Source organism: Glutamicibacter mishrai (assembly GCF_012221945.1).
Lineage (GTDB): Bacteria > Actinomycetota > Actinomycetes > Actinomycetales > Micrococcaceae > Glutamicibacter > Glutamicibacter mishrai.
Genome location: NZ_CP032549.1, coordinates 398,132 through 420,167, shown reverse-complemented (window position 1 = coordinate 420,167; position 22,036 = coordinate 398,132). Strand labels below are relative to the sequence as shown.

Sequence of the window (22,036 nt, the reverse complement as noted above, 5' to 3'; positions counted from 1 at the left end):
GAACATGCCTTCAGCACTAGTATTTTTCAACGAACTTTCCGATGCCCCTTCCAAGGCGCAACGAGAGCTTCTGACCCTTGCCTCCCGTTTTGATCGGGCTACTTTGGCCGTTGCCTCTGAGGTTCCGCAGTCCGCTCAGGATGTAGTCAGTGGCTACGGAGTGGATAAGCTCCTGGTTGCACCCGGAAATGACGATGTCTTCATCGATCATGCGCTCTCGGCTCTTGCAGCTGCCGTCAAGCAGAGCGAAGCCGATGTAGTTCTGGTTGCCAACGATAATTTCAACCGCGAGATCGCAGCACGATTGGCCGTTCGCCTTGATGGCGCGGTCATTACCGATGCCATTGATGTTTCCGCGGATCTGGTTGTGACCAAAGACGAGCTGGCCGGCAGCTACAGCGCCCAGGCTAAAGCCACGAACGGAACGTTATTCGTTACCGTGAAGCCGAACAGCATTGAAGATGCGCCACAGCCACAGTCACAGGGCCAGCAGCTGGAGGTCCAGCCACTGGACTACGAGGCTGCCGCTACGCCTGCCATTCGCATTGTGGCCACTGAAGCCAAAGCTGTCTCGGATCGTCCAAAGCTGACCGAAGCACGCGTTGTGGTTGCTGGCGGACGAGGAGTCAACGGGGACTTCGGCCCAGTTGAGGACCTGGCCGACGCACTTGCAGGCGCTGTCGGCGCCTCGCGTGCTGCCACTGACGCCGGTTGGATTTCCCATGATGCACAGATCGGCCAGACCGGTGTCACGGTTTCACCTCAGCTGTTCATCTCTGCCGGTATCTCCGGAGCGATCCAGCAGAAGGCCGGTATGCAAACCAGCAAGTGCATCATTGCCATCAATAAAGATGTCGACGCGCCTGTTTTCGAAATCGCTGATTTCGGAATCGTTGGCGATTTGGCCAAGGTGCTTCCACAAGCTGCAGAAGAGATTCGACGCCGTCAAGCATGATCGACACAACTGAATTCTTCGGTGAGAAAACCAAACGAGTCCTGGCTTTCGGCGCGCATCCGGATGACTTGGACTTCGGAGCAGCGGGAACGATTGCTGCGTTTACGGCTGCCGGTATTGAGGTGCAGTATTGCATCATGACCGACGGCGATGCCGGTGGCTTCGATGATCGGGATCCGCGGGAAACAGCCGCCTTGCGCCACGCGGAGCAGAAGCAGGCCGCTGAAAAAGTCGGTGTGAAAACCGTGCATTTCCTTGGCGAACGTGATGGCTTCCTGGAAGCCAACCATGAGGTGATGCGTAAGGTCGTGCGACTGATCCGCCAGGTGCAGCCAACCATTGTCATGGCCATGCATCCAGAACGGAATTGGGATCGCATCCAGCGTTCGCATCCGGACCATCTGGCCTGTGGTGAAGCTGTCACGCGCGCAATCTACCCTGCGGTGGAGAATCCATTCGCTTACCCGGAGTTGCTTCACGAGGAAGAACTGGAGGCCTACAAGGTACCCTGGCTCTGGCTATATGGCGCACCGAAGGAACGTGAAAATGGCTTTGTCGACATCACGGACTTCTTCGACAAGAAGATGGACGCATTGCGCGCTCATTTCACGCAGCATCCTGATGTAGCGGCCATGGAGCGCTTCGTGCTTCAGCAATGCACCGCCAATGGGCAGCGTGCGCAGTACGACGAGCAGCGTCTAGCGGAGGCTTTCCACCTCGTTGCGGTGAATGCCGATGACACCATCGCCGGCTTCTAGCTGATCTTCGTTTGATAAACCACAGGGTGCCTGTGACCACAGAGGAGAATCTCCTCTGTGGTCACAGGCACCTTGTCATTGACACCTGAAGTCCCGGGCTATGAACCCTGGCTGGCCTGAGTGCTTGAATCCGCGCTCAATGGAAGATCTACCGAAGCTTCGGTGTCTTCTGATGGTTGCGCGGGAGTAGTGGAACTCTCGACAGTAATATGGATGGCGATGACGTCGTCGGCGGGGGAATAACCAGCTGATGCATCTTCGCCATTGCTCTTCGTAATGACCGAAACGCTGCCGGAATCGTGGATCGCCCACGCAACATACTGTTCAGATTCGTCTAATGGCGGCAGCGAGGTCAGCTCGACGCCGATGGCATCTTCCGACTTCGAACTGCTGAGGTTGGCGTTACCGCCGCTCTTGAGGTCGACGGCAACAGAAATCGCATCATCAGCTTTTGAAGCTTTGGACGCCTTCGTTCCGCCGTTGAGCAGGGAGAAGACGACCAAAGCCAGAATGACGATGATCGCAGCGCCTACGATCGCGAAAATCCAGCGTCGTGGTCTGGTTTTTCGTTCAGCTCGTGAGCTGCTGGCCACGTGGCTCACCAGGTCTAGTCCCAGGTCTTCGTCCTGAGGCTCGTCGCGGTGCTGGGAATGGCTACCGGTCATTGTCTTGGATTCTCCCGAAAGGTCGTCGGCAAAGTTCAATACCCGTTCGGTCACGGGCACAGTAATGAGCCTACTTTATAAAGATTAGGTAAAGCTGTATACGCGGCGGTTGGAGACTGGTACTTTACGCGCCAGCAAATCCGTGTTGACGCCACGCCTCGTAGGCAACGATGGAAGCCGTATTCGCCAGGTTGAGTGAGCGGCGTCCTGGAAGCATCGGCAGTCGTACCAGCTCGGTGACGCGTGGGTGCTTCTTATCTTCGGAGCTGAGGCCGACCGACTCTTTGCCGAATAGGAAGATGTCGCTCGGCTCATAACTGAGATCCGAGTACACCGTTTCGCCTTCAGAAGTGAAGGCGAAAACACGGCCTTCGCCCAAGGCTTCGAAAGCGGCGTTAAGATTCTCGTGAATCGTGACGTTGGCTAAATCGTGGTAATCCAACCCCGCACGACGCAGATTCGCATCCTCGAAATTGAAGCCTAGTGGCTTGACCAAGTGCAGTTCTGCACCGGTAATGGCCGATAGGCGGATGGCATTTCCGGAATTACCCGGGATCTCTGGGGCGTTGAATACGATACGAAACACTTAACCAGTTTAAGCGCTGCAGGATGCCATTTGCGCCATTGAACTCAGTACATCGCCTCACGTAGATGAGCTATAGCCGCACGGTCGACAACATTCGGAGTAGGACCGGATCCCAGGAAGAGCTTTAGCTCTCGGACCAAACCAGCTGCGTTGAGCACGTTCGGGGAGGTGCCAAGACTCGGATCGGCATTGCGGTGATATTCGATGACCGGTTCGTGGCGATTCCCAGTTGGGGAGAGAACCAGGGTGAAAGCCATGACGTTCATTTGCATGAAGTTCCGCTGGAGTGCCGAGATGTTGAATACCGGCGGCTGGGTCATCTTGTTCCCATGGCGAAGCACATTGCCGTCAAAGGAGTAGTAGCCTTCCGGGAGGGTCATCGTATTAATGACCGCCATGCGGTAGCCAGCCACAAGAATGTGCTCGTAGTGGCCGCCCTGCCGCGAGGAAACCCCATTGACCAAGCGAGCCGCTGGCAACACGTTGAGCACGTTCTTGCTCAGCAAATTAATCGTTGTTGCTTCGCGGACCAATCTTGCCCGATTGGCGAATAGGCCGCGTTTGCGTGGTTCCCCGTGGATTCTTTGTTCGGAGAGTTCCTTGCTCAACCAGGTAAATGAAGCATCCGACAGCGCGGGAACGTATTCCGTGGACATCTGTGCTTTTGGCTGCTGGGGAGTCTTGCGCAGCCGCTCGTCGAATGGGCGGGCGGTGAATCCCGCCCGAGGTGCCTCGCCTGGCTTTTGAAAGGTTTGATCGTGGCTCAGAGGATTCTCGAGCTCGGTAATGTCTTGGAATGCCTGCTGAACTTGTTTGAATTTTTCTTCGCTGCCGCCCAGATCGGGGTGGGTAGCCCTGGCTGCCCGACGGTAGGCAATTTTGATCTCTTCCATGCTGGCTGAAGGAGTTACACCAAGAATTTCGTACGGGCTCGGCGTGCTCATAGTCCAGTTGGGTCCTCTCGAACGGCATGGCAGTGTGCCATGTGTTCCAGTTTAGCTAATAGCGCCTGACAAATAATTGGGTTGTGCTCACTGCCTCAGTAATCTCTATTCACATGATGACTTTTGATCCGGACGGGATCGTCCGCATTGTTTTCCACCCGTCTGCTGGCAGAGGTGCGGGGCAGCAAAGGGCAGAAAACTTGGCGTCGTCGCTTCACGCCATCAACATCGCCAGTGAACTTGTCGATGCTTCTTTCGTTTCAATGGAAACAAACGCAACAAACCCGGTGCCTTGCCGAGGCCTTGTAGTCGTTGGTGGCGACGGATTGATCCATCGAGTGCTTCCACGTCTTGTGAACACAGGAATCCCGGTCGGGATTGTCCCTGCTGGAAGTGGCAACGATCTGTGGAGGATGCTCGCCCATCAAAATCAGCACGAGTCCATCGAACGCATCGTTTCGCATTTCATGCATCGCCGCGAGGCCATGAAGGTTGACGCGTTGGAGCTGAAATTCGAAGATGATCCCGGCCAGATCAAGTATGCAGTCGGTGCTGTTTCCTGGGGTGCTGAAGCAAAGATCAATGCGGCTGCCAATGAACTGCCGCGGCAGCTAGGAGCCTTCAGATATATTGTGGGCCTGCTATTTGCGCTGCCGAGGCTCAAAAGCTTCCACAGCAGGGTCGCTACACCAGAATTCAGCTTTGATGGACCCGCTTTGGCAGCTAGCATCGCGAACATCCGGTCATTGGGCGGCGGAATTCGGCTCTTTCCTGCTGCTGAGTTCACGGATGGAGTCTTGGAACTGAGCATGGTCCGTGGCGAGAACGTGTTGCCCGTTTTGCCCTCCATCGGCAAGATCTTGAGCGGGTCGGCCCATCGCTGGAAAATCAGCCACCGTCTTTCGTCAGCACATGTCGAAACTCAGCAGGATAGTTTCGCAGACGGCGAGTACGTCGGGACAGGAAATTTTGATGTCCGTGTGCTGACGGGAGCTATTAATCTGATTTCTTGATCCGGTAGTCGCAGAAGAGCATGCTTTCTTCCTCGCACAAAGAATTGAGCATGAAACGCTGGAAAGTCTGCTGGTTGTGCGCCGCAATTCGCAATCCCTCGCCTGCTACAACTACTGGCGAATAGCTGATGCACGCTGAGTCCACCATGCCAGCCGACGCGAACTGGCCGAATATGTGCGGGCCACCTTCACAATGGATGAAACCCATTCCCCGCGCGACGAGTTGCTCAACGATGTCCTCGGGATCGCAGCCTTTCTCCAGCTTTCCCACCCGGATGATTTCCACGTTGTCGGGATAGGAACCACGCATCTCGTCAGTGACTTCAACAGAGGTGAAGACAATGACGGGGACAGGCGACTGTTTAAAAATCTGTGCTGAAGGGTCAAGGTGCAATCCGGCAGAGATCAGGGCAAGCGCTGGATGTGCAGATAATCCGTGGGCGGTGCGCCATTCTTCATCTTCTGCGGAGACGAGAGCTCCTTCGTAGCCTTCGGCGCGAACAGTTCCAGCGCCAACGACGACGACATCAGCCAGCCGGCGGAGCAGCGCGAATATCCTCTGATCGCCGTCGGAGCCCAATTTCGCCGACAGCCCGTCGGCCTGTGCGCTGCCGTCGATGCTGCTGACGAAATTGAATCGTACAAAGGGGCGGCTTGCGCTGTCGTAGCGTTCCAGGAGCTGATCGTCGCTTAGGTCATTGATTGGTTCGGGAAGCAGTGCTCGCATTGATGCTGGTCCTTTACTTGCTATGTTCGCGTTCGGGATGAGCAGGTGGATTGACATCACCCATGTTGTGAATCTGATACGCCGGTTCGCGCCAACCTTGGGTCGCTTCAAGCAATCGAACTGTCTGGACCGATTCGGGGATATTGTGCATGCGCAGGATACGTGCCCCGTTCATGGCGCAGATCGTGGCTGCGACCATGGACCCGAGCGTACGCTGCGCCTTTGGCAGATCCAGGGTTTCGCCGATGAAGTCCTTATTCGAGACGGCGGCCAAGGCTGGGAATCCCAAGTCGGCAAAAGCCTGGAAATTGTTTGTGATCTCCAGCGTGTGCCTAGTGTTCTTATTGAGGTCGTGCCCCGGGTCAACAATGATTTTTGACGGCGAGATGCCAGAGGCGAGGGCCACAGCCACCTTGTCCTTGAGATACTGCCTGACCTCCGCGACGACATCTGCGTAGTGCGGTCGCGGATAGATGGTTCGCGGCTTGGCAAGCGAATGCGTGATCACCAGGTGAACGTTGTTCTTGGCAACAACTTCAGCCAGTTCGGGATAGGCCAAGCCGGTGGTGTCATTGATGACATCCGCCCCCGCCTCGATGGCAGCCTGGGCAACGAGAGGCTGGAAAGTATCAGCTGAAATGATCGCGTCGCTGCGGTCACGCACGGCCTTGATCACCGGCACAATGCGCTCAGCTTCATCCTGCCAGTGAAGTTCTGGGCCGGGGGAGAACGGGACGCCGCCAATGTCGACCCAGTCCGCTCCATCCTCGATGGCTTGCAAGGCAGCGGAGACCGCTTGATCGAGGCCGAAGGTGGACCCTGCGTCGTAGAAGGAATCTGGCGTGCGGTTGATCACTGCCATGATGGCGATTTTCCGGGAGAAATCGATGGTTTGCCGAGAAAACTCGTGGATGGGCTCTAGCAACTCAGGCTTGAACATCGATGGAAGCTCCCTTGCAGTAAACGTCGCGTGTCACGAGGTGTCTATTCATTCATACCACCGACGGCATTCCCAAGGCAGATTTCGCTCCGAGACATCGCTAGGCTAAGGACATGCAGTTTTCACATATTTCAGCAGAGCAGGGCCAATGGATCGCTTCGGCTTGCTCGTCAGCCGATCCTTCAACCGTCGTGGCGCAGATTCCAGTAGGTTACGAACGCTACGTTCGCATCTTGCATCCGGCCCTGGATGAAGATGATCAGCTGGTCAGCTGGGGGACTGTAGCTAAAAGCCGCAATCACATCATCACCGCCGCCGACCTGTTTGAAACGGTCGCCGGATTGGATGCGCAAGGTGATCCGGTCGAAGAAGACGCGTGGGTTGATACCGACTTGCCATTGGATCAGCTGCCGGAAGAACAGTGGCAGTCGCTGATCCATACCCTGACGGCGGATGCTGAGCCGACGCAAAAATACATTGCCGGTCTGTGGGCCGGATACGCGTTTATCGAAGGCGGAGACCGGATCCAGATAGAGCAGGAACCTGACCCGCAGCTCAGCGACGAAGAAAACCAGACGGCCTACCAAACGGCCTTGGCCGAAGCCCAAAAGCCGGCCTTCGGCCCCGAGATCGTGAATGCTGCCCCGCTGGAACTGGGCGGAGGCTACCGCAACTACCACCTGTTCGAAGCGGATGCCGAATTCTTGGCTCGCCCGCTGTGGGCCCAAACCGTGGACGGCGCCCAGCGCCAGCGCCCGGCTTTGGCTTTCTCCGCCGACAAGAGCTGGATGCTCTCCACGGAGCCTTATGACGACTGCACCATCCTTGGGGGATCGGCCGCGTTGATCGAGGCAGTCTTGAAGAATCCTGATCTTGAAGTGATCGAGGTCGGCCAATTCACACGGATTGGCCATTCAAACGAGGGTCTGTAAAGCCGTACCATTAAAGGGTTATGAATACTTCCGCCGTTTACTTGGATCACGCGGCAACCACTGATCTGAATCCTGCAGCGTTGGCTGCTATCACCGAACAGTACTCTCTGACCGGTAATCCTTCGTCGTTGCATGGTGCTGGGCGCCGCGCTAACCGGGCGGTCGATGATGCACGCCTCGCTGTCGCGCAGTCCGCAGGAGCGCATCTGAGCGAACTGATTTTTACTTCTGGCGGTACAGAGTCCGACAACCTGGCTATCAAGGGCCTGTTCTGGAACCGCGTCGCCGCAAATGAGCAGGCGCGCACCATCGCGCTCACCGGTATCGAGCATCACGCGGTGCTGGACACCGCCATGTGGCTCGAAGAGCACGAGAACGCCACCTTGTTGTGGCTGCCGGTCGACCGCGACGGAGTCGTGGATCTCGAAGCTGCGGCCTCGCTCTTTGCGGAACACCACGCACAGATCGCACTGGCTACCTTGATGTGGGCCAACAACGAAGTAGGCACCGTCCAGCCAGTGGCTGAATTCGCTGCCTTGGCGGCGCAGTACGGAATCCCCGTGCACTCGGACGCGGTACAGGCTTTCGGGGCGGTAGAGGTGGATTTCGCCCAATCGAACTTGGCCACGATGGCTATCAGCGCGCACAAGATCGGCGGGCCGGTAGGCATCGGCGGTCTGCTGGTGCGTCGCGATATCGTCCTGACGCCAGTGCAGCATGGCGGCGGGCATGAACGGAAGCTGCGCTCCGGAACCCTGAACGCGGCCAGCGCCGCAGGGTTCGCGGCCGCAGCGAAGGCAGTGCGGGAGCAGTTGGGTGAAGAAGCCGCGCGGCTGAGCGAATTGCGCGAATACGCGGTGCAGCGCATCACCGACATGATTCCCGAAGCAGTTTTGAACGGCCCTCGCGATGTTGCCAATGAAGGCAAACGCCTGCCGGGGAATCTGCACTTCACATTCCCGGAGTGCGAGGGCGATTCCTTGCTCTTCCTTCTGGACATGTTCGGCATCGCGTCGTCCACCGGGTCGGCGTGCACCGCTGGCGTTCCGCAGCCATCGCATGTTTTATTGGCTATGGGACGGGATGCGCGCAGTGCCCGAAGTGTGCAACGCTTCACATTGGGGCATACATCCACCCGTTCCGACGTTGACGCATTAATAGAGGCTTTGCCCGAAGCGTATGCACGGGCAAAGAAGGCTGGCATGGCAGCCGATGAAAGCAGCATCCACACGGCAGGAACAGGTTTTACACGATGAAGGTACTAGCAGCGATGTCCGGAGGCGTGGACTCGGCGGTAGCCGCAGCCCGCGCAGTTGAAGCCGGCCACGACGTCGTCGGCGTGCACTTGGCGCTTTCACGCATGCCAGGAACGCTTCGCACCGGTTCGCGTGGCTGCTGCACGGTGGAAGACTCCAACGACGCGTGGCGCGCCTGCGACAAGCTGGGCATCCCGTTCTACGTGTGGGACTTCTCCGACCGCTTTGCCGAAGACGTTGTCCAGGACTTCGTTGACGAATACGAAGCTGGCCGAACCCCTAATCCTTGCATGCGTTGCAACGAGAAGATCAAGTTCGCGGCCCTTCTGGAGAAGGCCCTGGCCCTGGGCTTCGATGCCGTATGCACCGGGCACTACGCCAAGGTCCTGCGTGACGAGAATGGCGCGCCTGAATTGCACCGTGCTGCCGACTGGGCCAAGGACCAGTCCTACGTTCTGGGTGTGCTCACCCACGAGCAGCTGGAGCACTGCATGTTCCCGCTGGCTGAAACTCCATCGAAGGCTGAAGTGCGTGCCGAAGCAGCAGCTCGCGGACTGACCGTTGCCAACAAGCCGGACAGCTACGACATCTGCTTCATCCCTGACGGCGACACCCGCGGCTGGCTCGCAGAGCGCATCGAGATGAAGCCAGGCGAAATCGTTGACCACGAGGGCAACCAGCTAGGCGAGCATGAAGGCGCTCAGGCCTTCACCGTGGGACAGCGCAAGGGACTGCGTTTGGGCCGTCCAGCTGCCGATGGCAAGCCGCGCTTCGTGCTGGAAATCCGTCCCAAGGAAAACAAGGTCATCGTCGGGCCAGAAGCATTGCTGGCCGTTGACCAGTTGCGCGGTATCCGCATTTCCTGGGCCGGTGTTCCGATCGCAGAAGTTTTCACCGGAGACAAGTTCGACTGCATGGTGCAGGTGCGGGCTCACGGCGATCCTGTCGAGGCTGTGGCGCATATGGAACGCTCCGCCGAAGGGCGCGACGAGCTGGTCGTGAACCTGCCAGAAGGCATGCGAGGCGTGGCGCCGGGCCAGACCATGGTGGTCTACAAGGGCAGCCGCGTGCTTGGCCAGGCGACCATTGATTCTGCCCGCTCCAGCGCGTGGGACTCGGAAAAGGTCCGCTAGATAAGCAAAATACCTCAGGGGTCAGTTCAATCTGATCCCTGAGGTATTTTTATGCCCTTTTGCGCCTTGCTGGCACCAAGCGGTTGTTGGCTAGTCCTCGTCGACGATGCCGAACATATGCGCTGAAATATCCTGGTATTCCACACGGGTCTTCCCGGACGCGAGCTTGGGCAGCTGGGCCGGGGAGTGGCTGTGGCAGTGCACGAAGTCGAAGGTTGGCCACCACTTCTTAGGGCGCTCGTATTCGCTGAACCCGCAGACTTCGCACACCAAGTGGACCCACACCGGACGCTTGCCGGTGCGATTGGCCCGCGACTGGACCAGCCACGCCGGCGGATTGGTGTTCAGTTCCCGGAACTCCGCTTCAGTCATGCGGGAAGGTACGCCATGGCGCTTGGCCATCTCTACAGGGATATCTAACGCGATTGCCGCGTCTCTACGAGTCATCATTGTCATCTAGCTTATGCCACCGGGGATCAGGTGCGGCAAGAATTTTTCAACGGGCCCGGCAGGCCCGAATTTCCGCGTGGCGCCAAGCACAACACGGTGCGGTCGACAGCACAGTTTTTGCCGATAATCGCGATTATTGTTCGTCATTAGTGCAGTGCATCACTTAGGATATGTGAAACATGTGTTAATCATCACCACACATGCGTGTATCTAGAAAAAGGATGATTCATGACTCGCACAAAGAACGGACTGCGACTCGCAGCAGCCGTTGTGGGTATCTCTGCCCTGGCTCTGACCGGCTGCACCTCAGCGGCAGAAGACAGCAAATCGGGTGGCTCGGGCGATTCCAGCGCCCCGATCACCTTGGGCACCACCGACAAAGTGACCTCCCTTGACCCAGCCGGCTCGTACGACAACGGCTCATTCATGGTCATGAACCAGATTTTCCCATTCCTGCTGAATTCCGAGCCGGGCAGCCCCGAGCCATCGATGAGCTTGGCGGAGTCGGCGGAATTCACTACTCCTACCCAATACACGGTCAAGCTCAAAAGCGGACTGAAGTGGGCCAACGGACACGACCTCGACTCCAAGGACGTGAAGTTCACCTTTGACCGCCAGCTGAAGATCGCCGACCCCAATGGGCCGTCCTCCTTGCTCGGCAATGTGGATTCCATCGAGGCACCGGATGCCACCACCGTGGTCTTCAAGCTCAAGGTCGCCAACGACCAGACCTTCCCGCAGGTTCTTACCTCGCCGGTTGGCCCGATCGTCGATGACGAAGTCTTCCCGGCAGACAAGCTATTGGACGATCAGAAGATTGTTGAAGGCAAGGCATTCGGTGGCCAGTACGTCATCGATTCCTACAACAAGAACAACCTGATCTCCTTCAGCGCCAACGATGCGTACGCGGGCGTGCTGGGCAAGCCAGCTAACAGCAAGGCAGCGATCAAGTACTACGCCGATGCCAACAACCTCAAGCTCGAGGTCCAGGAAGGCAAGATCGACGTAGCCTGGCGTTCGCTGACTCCTACCGATATCGAAGACCTGGGCAAGGACGAGAACCTGACCGTCCACAAGGGCCCAGGTGGCGAACTTCGCTACATCGTCTTCAACTTCGACACCATGCCGTTCGGTGCCAAGACCGCTGATGCCGACGAAGCCAAGTCGCTGGCGGTGCGCCAGGCCGCCGCCCACCTGGTAGACCGCGAAGCCATCGCGAAGAATGTCTACAAAGACACCTACACTCCTGCATACTCCTTCGTTCCGCAGGGCTTCACCGGCGCGGCAGAACCGCTCAAGGATCTGTACGGCACCGACGGCAAGCCAGATGCCGCCAAGGCCAAGAAGGTCCTGGAAGACGCCGGAGTGAAGACCCCGGTCAAGCTGGCATTGCAGTACAACCCGGACCACTACGGCCCGAACTCCGGTGACGAATACGCACTGGTCGAGAAGCAGCTGGAAGCAGATGGCCTGTTCGACGTGGATTTGAAGTCCACCGAATGGGTGACCTACCAGAAGCAGCGCGTCACCGACTATCCGGCCTACCAGCTGGGCTGGTTCCCGGACTACTCGGATGCCGACAACTACCTCTCGCCGTTTTTCGCCAAGGACAACTTCCTGTCGAACAACTACGACAACCCAGAGGTCGACAAGCTGATCGCTGACCAGCGCGGCATGACCGATGCAGGCGAGCGAACCGCAGCCATCGAGAAGCTGCAGACCATGGTGGCAGAGGATCTTTCCACGCTGCCGCTGCTGCAGGGTGCGCAGGTGGCTGTCTCAGGCAAGGACGTCAAGAACGTTGACAAGACCTTGGACGCTTCGTTCAAGTTCCGCCTTGGCGTGCTGAGCAAGTAATCCGGCTCTGCCTGTACACATCAAATCGAAGGGGATCTGACGTGCGTCGTACACCACGCGCACGCCGGATCCCCTTGGCATGCGCCGTCGTATTTACCGTGCTGCGGCGCAGGCCAAGCATCCTGAACCATAAGGACTGACGATGACCATCACGTCACCACCGGGACAAGAAACAAGCCCGATAGCAGCACCCCGCGCCAAAAACCAAGGCGGCGGATTCCTGCGCTACTTGATCACGCGATTCCTGCTGATCATCCCCACTGTCTTCATCCTCATCACAGTGGTCTTCTTCCTCATGCGCGTGACCGGAGATCCGATCACCGCTGCCATGGGCGGACGCCTGACACCTGACCAGCTCGCCGCGCGCATCCATGAAGCCGGATATGACCGGCCGCTGTTGATCCAGTACTTCGAGTACCTCGGACAGGTCTTCACCGGAGACCTGGGCCGCACCCTGAGCGATAACCGCGCCGTGACCGAGGTGCTGGCCACCTACGGTGCCGCCACCTTGGAGCTGGCCATCAACGCGGTGATCGTCGCGCTCTTGGTTGGCATCCCGCTGGGCCTGGTCGCCGCCAAGTTCCGCGACCGCTACCCGGATGCCATTCTGCGCATCCTGGCCATCTTGGGCTACGCCACCCCGGTCTTCTTCGCCGGCCTGGTCTTGAAGCTGATCTTCGGCGTCTGGCTGGGTTGGCTGCCGATCAGCGGACGCGCCGACTGGCAAACCGAACTGGAACTAACCGGCCTGCAAAGCCCTTCGGGCATCTACTGGCTCGATGCCCTGCGCAGCGGAAACATGCCAGCCTTCTGGAATGTCACCGAGCACGCGCTGCTTCCCGCGCTGGCCCTCGGCCTGCTCACCGGCGGCGTATTCCTGCGCCTGGTGCGCACCAACGCCATCGGCACCCTGGGACGCGAGTACGTGGAAGCAGGACGCTCGCGTGGGGTGAGCGAATTCCGCCTTACCACCAAGCACGCCTACCGTCCGGCGCTGATCCCGATTATCACCGTCATGGGCCTGCAGATCGCGATGCTGCTCGGAGGAGCCGTGCTGACCGAAACCACCTTCGAGTGGTCGGGCCTGGGCTTCAAGCTTGCCGAATACCTCACCGCCCGCGACTTCGTCGCCGTACAGGGCATTGTGGTGCTGCTGGCCATCATCGTGGCCGTCACCAACTTCATCGTTGACGTCCTGGCAGCATTGATCGACCCGAGAGTCAGGTACTAAACATGGCTACCCCAACATTGCCAACCTCCGCCAGCTCCCGGCTGAAGCAGCTCCCGGTCATTTCGCACCTGCGCATGTCCTCCGGATTGCAGCGCGGCATGCTGATTGCCGGCCTGGTCCTCTCAGCGCTGTTCCTGCTGTGCGCCCTGCTGGCGCCGCTGATCGCACCCTTCGATTTTGCGCAGTCATCCGATGCCTCGGGCGATTTCCCACGCCAAGCAGCACCGGATTCGAAATTCATCTGGGGGACCACCTCCACCGGATACGACGTCTTCTCGCGCACCCTCTTCGGCGCGCAAACCGCCATCTGGGTGATTGTCGCCGCCGTGGTGATGTCGCTGTTCGTCGGCGTGCTGCTCGGCCTGATCTCCGGCTACCTCGGCGGCTGGTTCGACCGCATCATGGTGGTGCTGGCCGATGCGATCTACGCCTTCCCTTCACTGCTGCTGGCCATCGTGATGTCCATCGTGATTTCCCAGGGCCAGTCCTCGCTCTTCGGCGGCATCATGGCCGCGGCCATTTCCATCACGGTCGTGTTCATCCCGCAGTATTTCCGCGTGGTGCGCGCCGAGGTGATGCGCCTGAAGGCCGAACCATTCGTGGAGTCGGCTCAGGTCATCGGCGCCAGCCCGTGGCGTGTCATGTTCACGCACCTGCTGCGCAACTCCACGCGCACCCTGCCGCTGATCTTCACGCTGAATGCCACCGAAGCATTGCTCACCCTGGCCGGGCTGGGCTTCCTGGGCTTCGGCATCGAGCCTACCGCCGCCTCCGAATGGGGCTATGACCTGAACCGGGCCATGTCCGATGCCACCAGCGGCATCTGGTGGACCGGCCTGTTCCCGGGCTTGGCCATTGTGCTCACCGTGATGGGCCTGACCTTGGTCGGCGAGTCGATGAATGACCTGAATGATCCGCGGCTGCGGCGCTTCAGCCGGAAGAAAGCCAAGCGAATCACCCAGTCTGCACAGGCAGGAGCAACCCAGTGAACCAGAGCTCAACCGAAACACGCGGCCCAGCCGATGCCGAAGCCGAGGTCCTGCGCATTGAAGGGCTGAACATCGACTTCGTCACCGACGCCGGCGCGGTGCCTGCCGTGCGCGGCGTCGACCTGCAGGTCAGGGCCGGGGAGATCCTGGCCATTGTCGGCGAATCCGGCTCGGGCAAGTCGGTCACCGCCCGCACGGCGCTGGGCATCCTCGCGGAGAACGGCGCCGCCCACGGCGGGGTGTACCTCAACGGCAAGAACATGCTCACCCTGCATGGTTCCGAACTGCGCGCCGTGCGCGGACGCGACGTGGCCATGGTCTTCCAGGAGCCATCCACCGCGCTGAACCCGGTGTTCACCGTCGGCTGGCAGATCATGGAGGGCATCCGCACCCACAACAAGATCTCCAAGAAGGAAGCCAAGGCGCGGGCCATCGAGGCGATGCGGCAGGTCGGCATCCCCGACCCGGAGCAGCGCGTGAACTATTACCCGCACCAGTTCTCCGGCGGGCAGAAGCAGCGCGTGGTCATTGCCGCGGCATTGGCCCTGAAGCCCAAGCTGATCGTGGCCGATGAGCCAACCACCGCCCTGGACGTGACCGTGCAGGCCGAGATCCTCTCGCTGCTGCGCGAACTTCGCGAAGAACTGGGCACCGCGATCGTCATCATCACCCACAATATGGGCGTTGTCGCGGATATCGCCGACCGCGTGGTCGTCATGAACCAGGGGCAGATCGTCGAACAGGCGCCAGCACTTGAGCTGTTCGAGCGTCCCCAGGAGGACTACACCAAGTCGCTGCTGGCCGCCGTGCCGCACCTGGGCCGCGACAGCGCCTCGGCCGGCCTTGCCGAACGCCCGCACGCTGACTCGCCGGTACTGGTTGAAGCCAGCGGCCTGGGCGTGCATTTTCCCGGACGGCTCGGGGCACCGGGCTTCACCGCGGTCAAGGAGGTGGACCTGAAGATCCACGCCGGCGAAGTCTACGGGCTGGTCGGCGAATCCGGTTCGGGCAAGACCACCATCGGGCGCAGCATCGCGGGGCTGAACCGCACCACCTCCGGTTCGCTGAAGGTACTGGGCTATGAGATGGCGCAGTTCAAGGAACGAAGCTTCAAGCCGCTGCGCGAACAGATCGGCTTTGTCTTCCAGGACCCGGCCGCCAGCTTCAACCCGCACCTGACCGTCGGCGAATGCGTGGCCGAGCCGTTGGCGGTGCACCGCGATCTGAACCCGGCGCAAAGCCGGGCCAAGGTCAGCGAACTGCTCGAGGCGGTGCAGCTGCCAGCAGGCTTCGCCCAGCGCTACCCGCACGAGCTCTCCGGCGGGCAGCGCCAGCGAGCCTCCCTGGCCCGCGCCCTGGCGCTGGATCCCAAGCTGCTGATCGCCGATGAACCGACCAGCGCCCTGGACGTTTCGGTGCAGGCCAAGGTGCTCGAGCTCTTCCGCGAATTGCAGACCGAGCTCGGATTCGCGGCGCTGTTCGTCTCGCACGATTTGGCCGTGGTCGACCAACTGGCGACCTGGGTGGGCGTGCTCTACCGCGGAAGCCTGATCGAAGAAGGGCTGGGCTCGCAAGTCCTGGCAAACCCGCAGCACAGCTACACGCAACGGCTGATCGCCTCGCTTCCGGTCCCGGACCCGCGCGAGCAGGCCCAGCGACGGGCATTGATCGAAGAACTGAATCAGCGCTGACCCTGATCTGTGATCCGGGCATATGCCCCGGCTACGCTACCCGCGTAGCCGGGGCATGTCACTTTGTGGGAGATTCACGAGGTGAACCCGTAAACTTGAACCCATGAACGAGCCGAAAAACACTCCACTGAACGAGTCATTCGACCCGCACGCCAGCTCGTTGCACGGTGAGGTCCAGAACGAAGTGCTTCAGGAGCTGTACGCCATCCGCGGCAGCATCGACAATTTCGACGCACAGCTGGTCTACCTGTTGGCCGAGCGCTTCAAGGCGACCCAGCGCGTAGGACATCTCAAAGCCAAGCACAAGCTGCCACCGAGCGACCCCAACCGGGAGAAAGCGCAGATCGAACGCCTGCGCGCCCTGGCGCATGAAGCCCACCTGGATCCGGAATTCGCCGAGAAGTTCCTGAATTTCGTGATTTCCGAAGTGATCCGGCACCACCAGAATATTTCTGACTCGCATAACGATGCCTGAGCTGGTCCCTGAGGCGCAACGCTCGGACGTATACGCCACGGCGTTCTGCCAGTTTCCCGGCACGGACCCGCTGCAGATCCACGAGATCATTCGCGGCGAGCTCGGCGAACCCAACCTTGCCGTTTTCCCTCAGCTTGCCGACCGCGGAGTCGGAGCCGACCAGGTAGGGCGCAGCGCCAGCTTGCTCGCAGAGCTAGGATTCGACCTGCAGCCACACGGCTGGCGCGTCGGCGTAAATGACGGCGTGGATGCCAGACGCGCCCGCAGCCTGCTGCGCAGCGACGAGAACCTGCTGGCCGATGTGCTGGGAGCAGAGCGGAAACCGGCGCAGCGGCTTAAGCTCACCGTGCTCGGGCCCTGGAGCCTGGCCGCGAAGCTGTACCTCTCCAGCGGCGAACGCGCGATCAGCGACCACGGCGCTCGCCGGGACATCATTGCCGCCTATGCCCACGGGCTCAAAGAACACCTCGACCGCCTGGTGCGGATCACCAGCGTCCGGTCATTCACCGTGCAGCTCGATGAGCCGCTGCTGGCCGACGTTCTCGATGGCACGATCAAAACCTCCAGCGGCTACCGCACGCTGCGTTCCATTCCGCGCTCCGAGGTGCGCGGCGGCTATGAAGAATTCTTCAAGGTGATCCAGGCCGGGGGACAGCAGTGGAACGTGCGCCCGCTGCTCAACCTGTCCACGGGCGATGAGCAGTGGATCGAGCGCATGGACATGCTCACCCAGGCAGGCGCTGGCGCCGTGGTACTTGATCCCCAGGGACTGGATCACCGCAAGTGGGAACGGGTTGCCGGATTCGTGGAAGGCGGCGGCCATATCTTCCTGCAGGTGCTCGCACCGGGCGACCGCGCTCCGGGAGTGGGTGACGCGGTGAATTCCATCTTGCGCCCGTGGCGGCAGCTGGGCCTGTCAGATGGCCAGCTGGGTTCGATGACGCTGATGCCGCGCGGTGATTTCACCCGATCCACCAGCGCCGAAGCCGTAGTCACTTTGCAGAGGCTTTCGACCTATGCCCAAGCGCTGGAGCAAACGCGCGTCGACGCATAACGGTTTGGTTTATTCGTGCCGGTCACAGCCGGAATACGGCAGTTGATCATGTATCTTAGGTAATGGGGTAGCTGATCTGCCCGGTTTGGCCAGTTGGTTGGAACCTCAGACCTACGGTTACAGGGGGACATGGGATGAAAGCACGGATTCTAGTCGTTGACGATGATGAAGCATTGTCGGAAATGATTGGCATCGTCCTGCAAAATGATGGCTTCGAAGCTTCATTTTGCTATGAAGGATCCGGTGCCCTGGCTGCATTCCGTGAATTCAACCCTGATCTGGTTCTCCTGGACTTGATGCTCCCGGGCATCGACGGCATCGAAGTCTGCAAGCAGATCCGTGCCGAGTCCGATGTTCCGGTCGTGATGCTCACCGCCAAGTCCGACACCGCCGACGTGGTGCGCGGACTTGAATCCGGTGCCGACGACTACGTTCCCAAGCCATTTAAGCCAGCAGAACTCGTAGCCCGGGTTCGCGCGCGTCTGCGCCCGAGCGAAACCCACGCGGCGGAAACCCTGCAGGTTGGCGAGGTCTCCATCGATGTCGCCGGCCACCAGGTCACCCGCGGCAAGGAACCGGTTTCCTTGACTCCGTTGGAGTTCGATCTGCTCGTGACGATGGCCCGCAAACCATGGCAGGTCTTCAGCCGAGAACAGCTTCTGGAAGCAGTCTGGGGCTACCGCCATGCGGCAGACACCCGCTTGGTCAACGTCCACGTCCAGCGACTGCGCTCCAAGATCGAGATCGACCCAGAGAAGCCGCAAATCATCCAAACCGTACGCGGGGTGGGATATAAAGCAGGTTCGGCAAGTTGAGCTCACACACGTCGACCGGCAAGGAGTTGGTTCCGCTCGACGTGTCTGCCCAATCCCAGTCGAAGCGGTTCTCCTTTGCGAAGCTGAAATCGTTGGCACGGCGTCCGCTCTTTGCCCTCCGGGTGCGCTGGCAGCGCCATTTGATCTACCGCACGGTGATCTCCACGCTGCTCTTCACCACCTTGGCATTGCTGGCCGCGGGCGCGTTCTTGTCCAACCAGATTGCCTCCACGCTCTATGAAGAGCGCGTGAACCAGATTTCCAAGGAGTCCGAGCGCGGCCTGACCCAGGCCCGTTCGATCCTCGAATCCGCGTCAACCACTGACCGCGCTTCCACCCAGGCCCTGGTGAACTCCACCCTCGCCTCGTTGGAAGGCGACGGCGCTACCGTGGTGCGCGATTTTGTACTCATGCCCATTGCCGGGGACCAGAGCCTCTACGTCGGCCCGATGGCCTCCGGATCCTTGACCACCCGCGTGATCCCCGCCGACCTGGCTGAACGGGTGGCCGGCGAGCAAGGCATCTACTGGCGTTCGGTTGAGCTGGGCAGCGACGACCAGGCGCAGCCGGGCCTCGTTGTCGGCACCAAGGTCCTGATCCCGCCAGGCCGCGAATACGGCCTGTACCTGGTCTACGACCTCTCCAGCGTCCAATCCACCCTCGAATTCATCAACCGCGCGCTGGCATTCACCGGCTTGATCCTGCTGGCTGTGGTCGGCTTTGTCGCCTGGTCCGTGGCGCGTACCGTGGTGCGACCGGTCGCCGATGCCGCCTACGTCTCGGAGCGGATCGCCTCCGGTGACCTGGACCGCCGCATGAAGGTCGCAGGCAAGGATGAGGTGGCCCGCCTGGGCACCGCGTTCAACCACATGGCGCACTCCTTGCAGGAACAGATCACCCAACTGAATAATCTCTCCGCGATGCAGCAGCGGTTTGTTTCCGATGTTTCCCACGAATTGCGCACCCCGCTGACCACGGTGCGCATGGCGGCAGAGGTCATCCACGATGCCCGCGAGGATTTCGACCCGCTCACCGCGCGATCCGCTGAGCTGATGTACAACCAGATCGAGCGCTTCCAGCACCTGCTCAACGACCTGCTCGAAGTCTCGCGCTTCGACGCCGGGGTGGCGGTCCTGGACCGGGAGTCCACCGACCTGAACGCGATCGCCCGCAAGGTCATCGAAACCGCGACGCCGGTCGCCGATGAATACGGCTCAATTATCCGCTTGAACGCACCGAGCGAAGGCTGCGTAGCCGAGGTCGACCCGCGCCGTGTTGAACGGATCATCCGCAACCTGGTGCTCAACGCCGTGGAACACGGCGAAAGCAACCCGATCGATATCACCATCGCCTCGAACCAGAGCGCCGTGGCAGTATCCGTGCGCGACTACGGCATCGGCATGTCCCAGGAAGCCTGCCAGCACGTCTTCGACCGGTTCTGGCGTGCCGATCCGGCCCGTGCCAGGACCACCGGCGGCTCCGGGCTGGGTCTGTCGATCTCCATGGAAGACACGCGGCTGCATGAAGGCCGGCTGGAGGCCTGGGGCAAGCCCCAGGTCGGTTCGGTGTTCCGCCTGACGCTGCCGAAATCCGAGGACCAGGAGATCGACTCGTCGCCGTTGCCATTGGAGCCGGCGGCTCCAGAAAATATCCTGCCTCCGCTGGGCGACAGCTTCCCGCTCACCGGCGAGGTGCCGAAGATCGGCTACACGCCGTTGATCCTGGGCTTGGACGATGCCCTGGTCGATGATGACGTGACCGACCCGAGCGCAGCGGGCAATGAAACGAAGAAGGAGGAGAGCTAGTGGGAAAGAAACTACGGGTTCTGCTCTCCGGGTTGCTGGTCGGGCTGCTGGTGCTCTCCGGCTGCGCCTCCATTCCTCGTTCCTCCAGCGTCCAGCAGATCGAGGCCGGCTCGGAAGACGGCGGCGGCGAGAGCTACAGCTACGCGGCCGAAGGGCCTGCCGACGGCGCCGACGCCCGCGAGATTGTCGAAGGGTTTGTCGAGGCCGGACGCTCGGTGTCCGAAGACTATGCGGTAGCCCGCGAGTACATGACCGCGGAGCTGAAGAACTCCTGGCGCGGGGATACCCAGACCTTGATCTACGAGGCGTTCAACGTGGTCAACGGGGCTGATGCCAACCAGTACACCATCCAATTGGAGATTACCGGGGAAGTGGACGCGCAAGGAGTGCGGACCAATTACCCGAGCCACTCCACCCGTGCCGTTGACATCAAGGTTGCCAAGGTTGATGACCAATGGCGAATCATCGACGCGCCGGATGGCACCATGCTCGAAGCCTCGACCTTCACCAAGATCTTCGCCGCGCAGACCCTGTACTTCTACGATGCCAGCTACGCCTACCTGGTGCCGGATGTCCGATGGTTCACCTCGGGATCGGGCACGGCTACCTCGATGGTGGAGGCGTTGCTGAAGGGGCCGGCCCCCTACCTGGAGAATGCGGTCGTCTCGGCCTTCTCCTCGGCCAGCCAGCTGGTGCGCTCGGCGGTTCCGGTGCGGGACCGCGAAGCCACGATCGACCTGAACTCGGATTCCTTCACCGACACCAACGACCAGACGCTGTTGCTGATGAAGCAACAGCTGGAGCAGTCGCTGACCGGCCTGTCCTCGGTGGACTCGGTGAAGATGCTGCGTGAAGAGAACGAAGTGAACCTGGCTTCGAACGAATCGAGCATCGAGCCAGCTGAAATCAATCCGAGCACCCAGGATACGCTGGTGGGCATTTCCGACCAGGACCTGGTGTACGTCAAGGGCCGCTCGATCATCCCGGTGGGCGGGCTGCCCGATGTCTCGGCCTATGATCCTCGTGATCCAGCCATGTCGCCAGTGGGCAACAGCTACGCCTTCCTCAACGGACGCCGCACCCAGCTGCTGCGCATCGACGACTCCGGCCGGCTTCGGCTGGCCTTGGAAGGCAAGGACCTGATCCAGCCGTCGATGGACGTGGCCGGCTGGACCTGGACCGCTGATAACGGGGCGGAGACCCCGATCATGGCGGTCCCGGCGGATACGGAAAGCAAGGGAGAAGCGCGCCCGATCGATGTTGCCTGGCTGGAAGGGGCCAACATCGATTCCCTGCGGATTTCCCGAGATGGCGCCCGCGCATTGATCGTCGCCACCAAGGGCTCGAACACTGCGGTGTATGTGGCCGGCGTGATCCGCGATGCCGAGGGCGTGCCCCGCGGCCTGACCGATTCGCCAATGCGCCTGTATCCAGAGGTTCCGGTGAACACCGCGTTGTGGGATTCGGATAGCTCGATCATCGTGGCGGCGTTGGATGACTCCGAGGCTGTCGAGGCCGCCCAGATGACCTTCGAAGGCGGCAGCGAGCATCTGCAATTGCTGCTGGGCATGGTCGGCATCGCTACCGGCGTTGGCGATCGGCGCGAGGTCTATGCCGAAACCAAGGAAAAGCTCTACACCCGCGTGGGCAACTCCTGGCATGAACTCGACGATTTCGCCCAGGACGTCGCCTACCCGGGCTAGCCACGCGCCCTTTCCACAACCGGTCGTTTTCCCGCTCCCAGCCTCGGTGGATCGCGC

Annotated in this window: 21 protein-coding genes; 15 read left to right on the top strand and 6 right to left on the bottom strand. The window is 60.4% G+C overall.

Annotated elements, in window-relative coordinates; translation table 11 throughout:
• The first annotated feature begins 4 nt into the window (after positions 1–4).
• Both D3791_RS01925 and D3791_RS01920 read left to right on the top strand, forming a co-directional pair.
• Positions 5–955, top strand: a complete 951-nt coding sequence (locus tag D3791_RS01925) for an electron transfer flavoprotein subunit alpha/FixB family protein (protein WP_022876600.1) — start codon at positions 5–7, stop codon at positions 953–955.
• Entirely contained in the window at positions 952–1,713 is a 762-nt protein-coding gene (locus D3791_RS01920) for a PIG-L deacetylase family protein (protein WP_172511152.1), read from the top strand. Before D3791_RS01925 ends, D3791_RS01920 begins: the two co-directional genes overlap by 4 nt.
• Before the next feature lie 98 nt (positions 1,714–1,811).
• Here D3791_RS01920 and D3791_RS01915 read toward each other — a convergent pair whose 3' ends face one another.
• From D3791_RS01915 to D3791_RS01905, 3 genes are all read right to left on the bottom strand, one after another.
• Entirely contained in the window at positions 1,812–2,438 is a 627-nt protein-coding gene (locus tag D3791_RS01915; RefSeq protein WP_172511151.1) for an anti-sigma factor, read from the bottom strand.
• A gap of 64 nt (positions 2,439–2,502) precedes the next feature.
• Positions 2,503–2,964, bottom strand: a complete 462-nt coding sequence (locus D3791_RS01910; protein WP_172511150.1) for a tRNA (cytidine(34)-2'-O)-methyltransferase — start codon at positions 2,962–2,964, stop codon at positions 2,503–2,505.
• A 44-nt stretch (positions 2,965–3,008) separates the two neighbouring features.
• A complete protein-coding gene (locus D3791_RS01905) occupies positions 3,009–3,908 on the bottom strand; it encodes a J domain-containing protein (RefSeq protein WP_172511149.1) in 900 nt (299 codons plus the stop codon).
• Between the two features lie 113 nt (positions 3,909–4,021).
• Here D3791_RS01905 and D3791_RS01900 point away from each other — a divergent pair, with 113 nt between their 5' ends.
• On the top strand, positions 4,022–4,921 hold the full coding sequence (locus D3791_RS01900; protein ID WP_081638181.1) for a diacylglycerol/lipid kinase family protein: 900 nt from the start codon (positions 4,022–4,024) through the stop codon (positions 4,919–4,921).
• Here D3791_RS01900 and D3791_RS01895 read toward each other — a convergent pair.
• Together D3791_RS01895 and folP are read right to left on the bottom strand one after the other, a co-directional pair.
• Complete coding sequence (locus D3791_RS01895) at positions 4,905–5,648, bottom strand: pyrimidine reductase family protein (RefSeq protein ID WP_172511148.1); 744 nt, start codon at positions 5,646–5,648, stop codon at positions 4,905–4,907. The two genes, D3791_RS01900 and D3791_RS01895, sit on opposite strands and share 17 nt — an antisense overlap.
• 13 nt (positions 5,649–5,661) lie before the next feature.
• Positions 5,662–6,588: a dihydropteroate synthase gene (folP, locus tag D3791_RS01890; protein WP_172511147.1), complete on the bottom strand. Its 927-nt coding sequence runs from the start codon at positions 6,586–6,588 to the stop codon at positions 5,662–5,664.
• A gap of 113 nt (positions 6,589–6,701) precedes the next feature.
• Between folP and D3791_RS01885 the strand changes: the two genes are divergently transcribed.
• Genes D3791_RS01885 through mnmA form a run of 3 tightly spaced genes read left to right on the top strand, consistent with a single transcriptional unit; the run spans position 6,702 to position 9,909 of the window.
• Positions 6,702–7,520, top strand: a complete 819-nt coding sequence (locus tag D3791_RS01885; protein ID WP_172511146.1) for a hypothetical protein — start codon at positions 6,702–6,704, stop codon at positions 7,518–7,520.
• A 20-nt stretch (positions 7,521–7,540) separates the two neighbouring features.
• A complete protein-coding gene (locus D3791_RS01880; protein WP_172511145.1) occupies positions 7,541–8,776 on the top strand; it encodes a cysteine desulfurase family protein in 1,236 nt (411 codons plus the stop codon).
• The gene (gene mnmA / locus D3791_RS01875; RefSeq protein WP_022876590.1) at positions 8,773–9,909 is read left to right on the top strand and encodes a tRNA 2-thiouridine(34) synthase MnmA; all 1,137 of its coding nucleotides are present in this window, start codon (positions 8,773–8,775) and stop codon (positions 9,907–9,909) included. The genes D3791_RS01880 and mnmA overlap by 4 nt, the downstream gene beginning before the upstream one ends.
• Before the next feature lie 90 nt (positions 9,910–9,999).
• Here the strand turns inward: mnmA and D3791_RS01870 are convergent, their stop codons facing one another.
• A complete protein-coding gene (locus D3791_RS01870; RefSeq protein WP_172511144.1) occupies positions 10,000–10,359 on the bottom strand; it encodes a hypothetical protein in 360 nt (119 codons plus the stop codon).
• 228 nt (positions 10,360–10,587) lie between these two features.
• Between D3791_RS01870 and D3791_RS01865 the strand changes: the two genes are divergently transcribed.
• From D3791_RS01865 to D3791_RS01825, 9 genes are all read left to right on the top strand, one after another.
• Positions 10,588–12,216 carry an ABC transporter substrate-binding protein gene (locus tag D3791_RS01865; RefSeq protein ID WP_172511143.1) on the top strand — a complete coding sequence of 543 codons (1,629 nt, stop codon included), beginning with the start codon at positions 10,588–10,590 and terminating at the stop codon, positions 12,214–12,216.
• Positions 12,217–12,358: 142 nt separating this feature from the next.
• Positions 12,359–13,447, top strand: a complete 1,089-nt coding sequence (locus D3791_RS01860; protein ID WP_172511142.1) for an ABC transporter permease — start codon at positions 12,359–12,361, stop codon at positions 13,445–13,447.
• A gap of 2 nt (positions 13,448–13,449) precedes the next feature.
• On the top strand, positions 13,450–14,436 hold the full coding sequence (locus D3791_RS01855; RefSeq protein WP_022876586.1) for an ABC transporter permease: 987 nt from the start codon (positions 13,450–13,452) through the stop codon (positions 14,434–14,436).
• Positions 14,433–16,127, top strand: a complete 1,695-nt coding sequence (locus D3791_RS01850) for a dipeptide ABC transporter ATP-binding protein (RefSeq protein ID WP_172511141.1) — start codon at positions 14,433–14,435, stop codon at positions 16,125–16,127. Before D3791_RS01855 ends, D3791_RS01850 begins: the two co-directional genes overlap by 4 nt.
• Before the next feature lie 103 nt (positions 16,128–16,230).
• Positions 16,231–16,602: a chorismate mutase gene (locus tag D3791_RS01845; RefSeq protein ID WP_172511140.1), complete on the top strand. Its 372-nt coding sequence runs from the start codon at positions 16,231–16,233 to the stop codon at positions 16,600–16,602.
• Positions 16,595–17,656 carry a uroporphyrinogen decarboxylase/cobalamine-independent methonine synthase family protein gene (locus D3791_RS01840; RefSeq protein ID WP_172511139.1) on the top strand — a complete coding sequence of 354 codons (1,062 nt, stop codon included), beginning with the start codon at positions 16,595–16,597 and terminating at the stop codon, positions 17,654–17,656. Before D3791_RS01845 ends, D3791_RS01840 begins: the two co-directional genes overlap by 8 nt.
• Before the next feature lie 134 nt (positions 17,657–17,790).
• Complete coding sequence (mtrA, locus tag D3791_RS01835) at positions 17,791–18,471, top strand: MtrAB system response regulator MtrA (protein ID WP_022876582.1); 681 nt, start codon at positions 17,791–17,793, stop codon at positions 18,469–18,471.
• Complete coding sequence (gene mtrB, locus D3791_RS01830) at positions 18,468–20,276, top strand: MtrAB system histidine kinase MtrB (protein ID WP_172511138.1); 1,809 nt, start codon at positions 18,468–18,470, stop codon at positions 20,274–20,276. The genes mtrA and mtrB overlap by 4 nt, the downstream gene beginning before the upstream one ends.
• The gene (locus D3791_RS01825; protein ID WP_022876580.1) at positions 20,276–21,979 is read left to right on the top strand and encodes an LpqB family beta-propeller domain-containing protein; all 1,704 of its coding nucleotides are present in this window, start codon (positions 20,276–20,278) and stop codon (positions 21,977–21,979) included. Before mtrB ends, D3791_RS01825 begins: the two co-directional genes overlap by 1 nt.
• Positions 21,980–22,036: the final 57 nt, after the last annotated feature.